Origin of the sequence: Chamaesiphon sp. OTE_8_metabat_110, assembly GCF_031382685.1 — a bacterium.
Classification (GTDB): domain Bacteria; phylum Cyanobacteriota; class Cyanobacteriia; order Cyanobacteriales; family Chamaesiphonaceae; genus Chamaesiphon.
The window spans coordinates 1-6,428 of record NZ_JANMZA010000621.1 but is presented as its reverse complement, the minus strand read 5'-3'; the positions used below and the strand labels follow the sequence as shown (position 1 = coordinate 6,428).

Annotated in this window: 6 protein-coding genes and 1 pseudogene; all 7 read left to right on the top strand. The window is 47.2% G+C overall.

Annotated elements, in window-relative coordinates; genetic code table 11:
• Positions 1–240 precede the first annotated feature (240 nt).
• The gene (locus tag RMO52_RS22350; protein WP_310418722.1) at positions 241–1,131 is read left to right on the top strand and encodes a CbiQ family ECF transporter T component; all 891 of its coding nucleotides are present in this window, start codon (positions 241–243) and stop codon (positions 1,129–1,131) included.
• Between the two features lie 100 nt (positions 1,132–1,231).
• Positions 1,232–2,617, top strand: coding sequence for an anthranilate synthase component I (locus RMO52_RS22345; RefSeq protein ID WP_310418719.1), 1,386 nt, complete (start codon positions 1,232–1,234; stop codon positions 2,615–2,617).
• Between the two features lie 258 nt (positions 2,618–2,875).
• Positions 2,876–3,148, top strand: a complete 273-nt coding sequence (pipX, locus tag RMO52_RS22340) for a transcriptional coactivator PipX (RefSeq protein ID WP_309740137.1) — start codon at positions 2,876–2,878, stop codon at positions 3,146–3,148.
• Between the two features lie 183 nt (positions 3,149–3,331).
• The gene (locus tag RMO52_RS22335; protein WP_309740136.1) at positions 3,332–4,000 is read left to right on the top strand and encodes a YggS family pyridoxal phosphate-dependent enzyme; all 669 of its coding nucleotides are present in this window, start codon (positions 3,332–3,334) and stop codon (positions 3,998–4,000) included.
• Between the two features lie 474 nt (positions 4,001–4,474).
• Positions 4,475–5,044, top strand: coding sequence for a cell division protein SepF (locus tag RMO52_RS22330; RefSeq protein WP_310418715.1), 570 nt, complete (start codon positions 4,475–4,477; stop codon positions 5,042–5,044).
• Positions 5,045–5,114: 70 nt separating this feature from the next.
• Positions 5,115–5,912, top strand: coding sequence for a pyrroline-5-carboxylate reductase (proC, locus tag RMO52_RS22325; protein ID WP_310418712.1), 798 nt, complete (start codon positions 5,115–5,117; stop codon positions 5,910–5,912).
• 313 nt (positions 5,913–6,225) lie between these two features.
• A pseudogene (locus RMO52_RS22320) lies at positions 6,226–6,428 on the top strand (hypothetical protein); the annotation flags it as partial.

Here is a 6,428-nt window from a genome sequence, read left to right as displayed (position 1 = left end):
GAGCCGGAACGCCTACCGTGTACACACAAGTGATTTGCGTCGATGCGTAGTCTTTTCCCCCCCCCCCGCCCGCCCCGTAGCACGGGGAGGGAGCCGGAAAGCCCCCCTTGATACGGGGGGTTGGGGGGGTAACACGGGATTTCGATCTCAGTCGGACTTAAACTTGAAAAGTAGGGCTGTCACTGCTCGCCCGATTTTTCTATACCTAAAGTCTAAAGCCTAAAACCTAAAGCCTAATTAATGGATCTTCTCCGCTCCCTGCCCATTGGATTATATTTAGAACAGCCAGTCACCTGGCTGCATCGGCTCGATCCGCGCGTAAAACTCGGCTGGCTGTTGAGCTTTCTGTTAGCTCCAGTGCTGGCTAGTGCGAGCTGGAAGCTGAGTTTAGTGGCATTACTCGTCATCATTAGTATCTTAGCTGGCATCCCTTGGCGGGCGCTCAAACCGCAGATGGGGTGGTTGTTATTGTTTGGGGGGGCGATCTTTGTCGTTGGGATGTTTGCCCCAGATAGTATCAATGTCACCCAGCAACTCCGTTCCCCGCCAGATCCGGGAGTAGAGATCGCCCAACCATATCAATATGTGTTGTTCAAACTCGATGCGGGGATGATTCAGCTCAAAATCACCAGAAAATCGCTCGAAAATGCCATCTATGCCAGTAGTTTGATTTTTACATCTATATATAGCACTACTGTTTATCTGCTCACTACTTCTCCCGAAGAAGTTGCCACTGGCTTAGACAATTTAATGTCACCACTCCGCCGTTTTAATGTCCCCGTCACTGAAATTGCGCTCACACTGACACTATCGCTGCGATTTATTCCTTTAGTTCTAGAAGAAGTCCAAAATTTAGTACGATCGGTTTATACCCGCGCGATCGATTGGCAAAAATTAGGACTCAAGAATAGTGCCAAAGTTTGGCTGACTGTCGCCGAAAAAATGTTTGCAAATCTTCTGAGTCGTGCCGAGCAAATCGCTGTAGCTATGCAGGTTCGCGGCTTTACTACTCCTAACACCCATAAGGTAGAATGGCATCAGTTAAAGTTACGAAAAATTGACTTTTTGGCGATAGCCTGTCTGGGCATTTTCTGGACGGCAAGAGTTTTTATCGGCGGTCAATTTATTTAGATTTTGGGTTTTAGGCTTTGGGCTTTAGGGATCGGATTACCCCTTACCTTTTACCTCTTATCCATTACCCATTACCTCTTACCTTTTACCTCTTACCTCTTTGCACTCGATCCTTCCGCTCCAAAATCGAACTGGCTCGCAGATCTTCGATCGATTATTTAGACACGAGCCGATTGCCACTTTACTCGAAAGTCCAGTTCGCGATTCAACGAAATCGGTATTGACAAGATACTCGATTTGTGCAGGAACGCCACAGATTATCGATGGTCGATCGCATATTTTCACCCCAGCAGTCGGGCAAATTTTAGATTGTTTGCGTGGGTTGCTGGCGAGTGTCGATCGACAAGAACCAACGGATTTACCCGCTCACTTACCCTTTACTGGGGGCTGGTTGGGGTGGTTGGGTTACGAACTCGCGTGGGAGATCGAACGATTGCCAGCCCTTCAGCCAGATCCATTGCCATTTCCGACTGCTTATTGGTATGCACCTCGATCGGTTGCTATTTTAGACCATTGGGAGCAACTATTATATTTATCTGCACCCACAGCAGCCGAACTGGAAAAGTTGACGCGTAGATTAGATGCAGTTGCCGAGGGCGATCTTGCGTCGCTCTCGATGGCATCACCAGCGATACCCATCGATTTGGACAAATTCAAATCGCTGCACTTTTTCACATCCGCCGCCGAGTATCAGCAGTCAATTCTCCAAGCTCAGCAATATATTCAGGCTGGCGATATCTTTCAGACTAATTTATCACTCCGATTTAGCACCCATACCGATCTCGACAGTTGGCAGATCTACCAAAGATTGCAGCAGATCAACCCTTCGCCATTTGCGAGCTATTGGCAAACTCCCTGGGGCGCGATGATAAGTTGTTCGCCCGAAAGACTAGTGCAATTGCAACAACACCAAGCAACAACTCGCCCGATCGCGGGTACCAGAAAACGCGGTCAAAGTCCCGCCCAAGACTTACAATTAGCAGAAGAACTACTAGCTAATGATAAAGAGATTGCCGAGCATATCATGCTAGTCGATCTCGAACGGAACGATCTCGGGCGCGTCTGTCGCTGGGGAAGTGTCAATGTCGATGAATTGCTCTCGATCGAGCGGTATAGTCATGTGATGCACTTAGTCAGTAATGTCACAGGTGAACTAGATTCGCAGTTTGACTCGATCGATCTCATTCGTGCGATGTTTCCAGGCGGGACGATTACCGGATGCCCGAAAGTGAGGTGTATGGAAATTATCGCCGAACTCGAACCCCTCCCCCGCAACTTATTTTATGGTTCCTGTGGCTATCTCGATCGGCGCGGTCATCTAGATCTGAATATTTTGATTCGGACATTGCTGTATCATAAAAGCACAGTCTGGGGACAAGTCGGTGCGGGCATCGTTGCCGATAGCCATCCTCAGCGCGAATGGGATGAATCGCTCCAGAAAGCTGCTGCTCAAATCTCTGCGTTAGGTGTAGGCTTTAGGTTTTAGGCTTTAGGCTTTAGGTTTAAGACTGTAGGTTTTAGGTTTTAGAGATAAATGCTGGGAATTATCAAAAAGAAGTATACATATTTTTAAGATTGGAATTTCCTGAAACCTAATTGGTGGACACTGCCCACCCTACAGATTACTAAAACTAGTAATATTTTGAGCGAGATCTTTACCCACATTTTTAGTGGTGTCGAGCCACTACATATTACTACTGCTTGGTGCGCTACCCTCTACCCTCTACCCTCTACTCCCTAATCAATGACTTCCGAAAACTACCTCAACCACCCTACCTTTGGCTTGCTTTATCGTATTTGTATCGTTGAGGAAAACCAAGAACTATTTACAACACTCTACGCACAGCGAGTATTCTTTATAGTTACTAGTGATGCGAATGGGATCTCCTTTCAGCCTGTCACTCGTGCTGATGCGAGACTAACGATCGATACTCGCATTCGCCTCCTTAGACGCAACGGTCAAGTTTTAGAATATCAACAGTTGCAAGCAATGATGCAACAAAATTTCCCAGGATAGGGGTTAGATTAGGCTTTAGGCTTTAGGTGTTAGGCTTTAGGGAATAACAATATTATCCTCATCACCTACTCTTCACTTACTACCTTTGACCTTTGACCTTTGACCTTTGACCTTTGACCTTTGACCTTTGACCTTTGACCTTTGACCTTTTACCCCCTATTCCCTCTACCCTCTACCCCCTAGATGACAATCGCACAAAATATCGAGACGATTCGCCGAGATTTACCAGGTGCGGTTAAATTGATGGCGGTAACTAAGCAAGTGCCTGTAGCCCTCATGCGGGAGGCGTATGCTGTAGGGGTGCGGGATTTTGGGGAGAGTCGGATTCAAGAGGCGCAAGCCAAACAACAAGCATTAGCCGATCTACCAGATTTGTGTTGGCATCTGATCGGACATTTGCAGGGGAATAAAGTCCGCAAAGCGGTAGAGATCTTTGACTGGATTCATTCGGTGGATAGCCTCAAGCTATTACAACAACTCGATCGAGTCTGTAGCGAACTTACCAAAAGTCCCAAAATCTGTCTTCAAGTCAAAATTTTACCCGATCCCGACAAATTTGGCTGGACGATCCCCGAGCTATTGGCAGACTTACCGCAGATTTGTGAGTGTCAACAGCTCCAGATTGTTGGCTTGATGGCAATTCCACCGCTTGGTTTAACTACCGCCCAACTGCAAGGATTATTTGAAAGTGCGCGGGATCTCAGTCGCCAACTCATGGAGCGATCGGGATCTCAACTTCAGTTGACAGAGCTGTCAATGGGCATGTCTGGCGATTATCTACCAGCCATCGCTGCTGGTGCGACGATCGTCCGATTGGGAAGTATTTTATTTGGCGATCGATTGCCAGTCTAATCGATCGACGTTAGACTTTGCGCCAATTTAGACATGTTAGTATTTTTTGTCACTACATATAGATCCGTATTGTCAAGATAAATTGATAATTTAGTGACCGATCGCCCAATGTCACTCTACGCACAATTGCTGAATAGAGTAAAAAAAATATCCCAGTTGGCTGATGTAATTCAAAAAAGACTTTATCAATTTTTGTAATTTTGTGATATTATGCTCGATAGATTGGCAAAAAAGTGTGTTTTCCAGGGGAAACCGCTGCAAACAGTCACTTGACACTCATAGCCAGAATTTAAGTAATATTGCTTAGAGTACAATCGATCCTGTATTATGGAAAAAAATTCCTCCAGTAATATAGCGATGCCAACGGTTGCTGAGTTTGCTACTTAAAACCAGCTAGTTCGGACAGCGATTTCGAGAAACATTTCACAGTCAAAAGCATCCATACCACAATCACAGGGCGCAGGAGTAGTTAAGGTGAACGTTATAACCAAATTCAAAGATTTCATGGGTTTGAACGAAGAAGAATACAACGATTACGACGAAACGGATAATGATGCGTATCGGAGTGAGTATCAACAACCAGAACCCACGGTGGTTCAACCTACCGAACCAGAATCCCGTGGATTTAGACGCGCTGGCGATCGCAGTGCAAGCAAAATCAATAACGTGGTAGGGATGCCTGGAATCGTTCATGGCGTCTCCGAGATGATCTTGATCGAACCCCGCTCTTTTGAAGAGATGCCGCAAGTCATCGATGCGCTCAGACATAGAAAGTCGGTAATCCTCAATATGACCTTGATCCGTCAAGAAGAAGCGCAAAGATCGGTAGACTTTGTAGCAGGCGGTACTTATGCAATTGACGGTCACTACGAACGAATTGGTGATAATATCTTCCTATTTACACCTAACTGCGTCCAAGTTAGCACCCCTGCCAATACAACCAATGATGTGGTAGAGCGCCAAGCAACCACAACGGCACGTACCAATCGCATCAGTCAACCCATGTCCAATTGGGGTAGCGAACCGATCTCAGTAGCTCAGTAGAGAGACAATCAAAATCTTGATGGCAACTGCGATCGGCACTGAGCTTCTCGATCGCTTAAATTAGGAATATATGTCCATCAAATTGGGTGTCATCGGTGGCGGGGTAATGGGTTGTGCGATCGTATCGCGGCTACTAGAGCGCGGTACTTATCAAAGTAGTGAGATTCTCATTGCCGAACCTACCCCCTCACAGCGCGAATTGCTCCAGCAACAATATGGTGTGCAGGTAACTGAAGATAACAATTTAGCGGCGATGGCTCCAGTACTGATACTGGCAATCAAGCCGCAAATTTTTGAGCTAGTTGTGAGTAAATTAGCTGCACCCACCACCGAATTAGTAATTTCGATCCTCGCAGGTGTCAGCCTCGCTCAGTTAGAGCGCGGCTTTCCCGAGCGAGCCGTAGTCCGCGCCATGCCCAATACCCCCGCAACGGTGGGAATGGGCATCACTGCAATCGCGGCGGGAACTCACACTCGCACCGAGCAACTGGATCTCGCTACCAAAATTTTTCAAGCCGTCGGCGAAGTCGTCCCCGTCCCCGAGTCTCTAATGGATGCCGTCACTGGCTTATCCGGCTCAGGGCCAGCTTATGTCGCCCTAGCGATCGAGGCACTAGCCGATGGTGGCGTTGCCGCTGGTCTCCCCCGCCAAATTGCCCACAAACTCGCGCTACAGACAGTTTTAGGTACTGCTTGGCTCTTAAATGAATCGTCGCTCCACCCCGCTCAATTAAAAGATCGAGTGACTAGTCCCGGCGGCACTACTATTGCGGGAGTCGCCAAACTAGAGCAAGCAGGTTTTCGATCGGCTCTAATTGAAGCGGTAAAAGCAGCCGCAGTACGCTCGCGGGAATTGGGTAATGGGTAATAATTAATAATTAATAATTATTAATTATTAATTATTTAAGAGATATCTTGCAGGGTGGGCACTGCCCACCATCACGGTTACAGTATCTTGTAGTCGAGCCAGTAGGGTGGGCACTGCCCACCAACCGGGTTACAGCCGATCGCTAATATTTAAGATCGTGATGCCGACCTACTTATAAATATAGGGTAGACGATCGATCGGCAAGCGAGATCGGCTATTATTAAAAGCGTTTGAGACGATCGAGATTCTTCATCACTTGCTAGCTAGCAACCGCGATTTTTTCTAGCCAAATCTATCCCCAAACTTCGATCGAATGGCTTCTAATAGTACTGGCGAGCAAAGATCTCACACCCAATCCCGCCGCAAACAACCGAGCCAACAACAACTGCACCAACTGAATCGCTCTGTCTCACTATCGATTCAGTTAGTGCGGTTAGCGATCTGTGGTTTGGGTGCCAGTACGATCGCCGGGACGACAATTTCGATCGTCAATCCACCCAAATCACCAATTGCCGC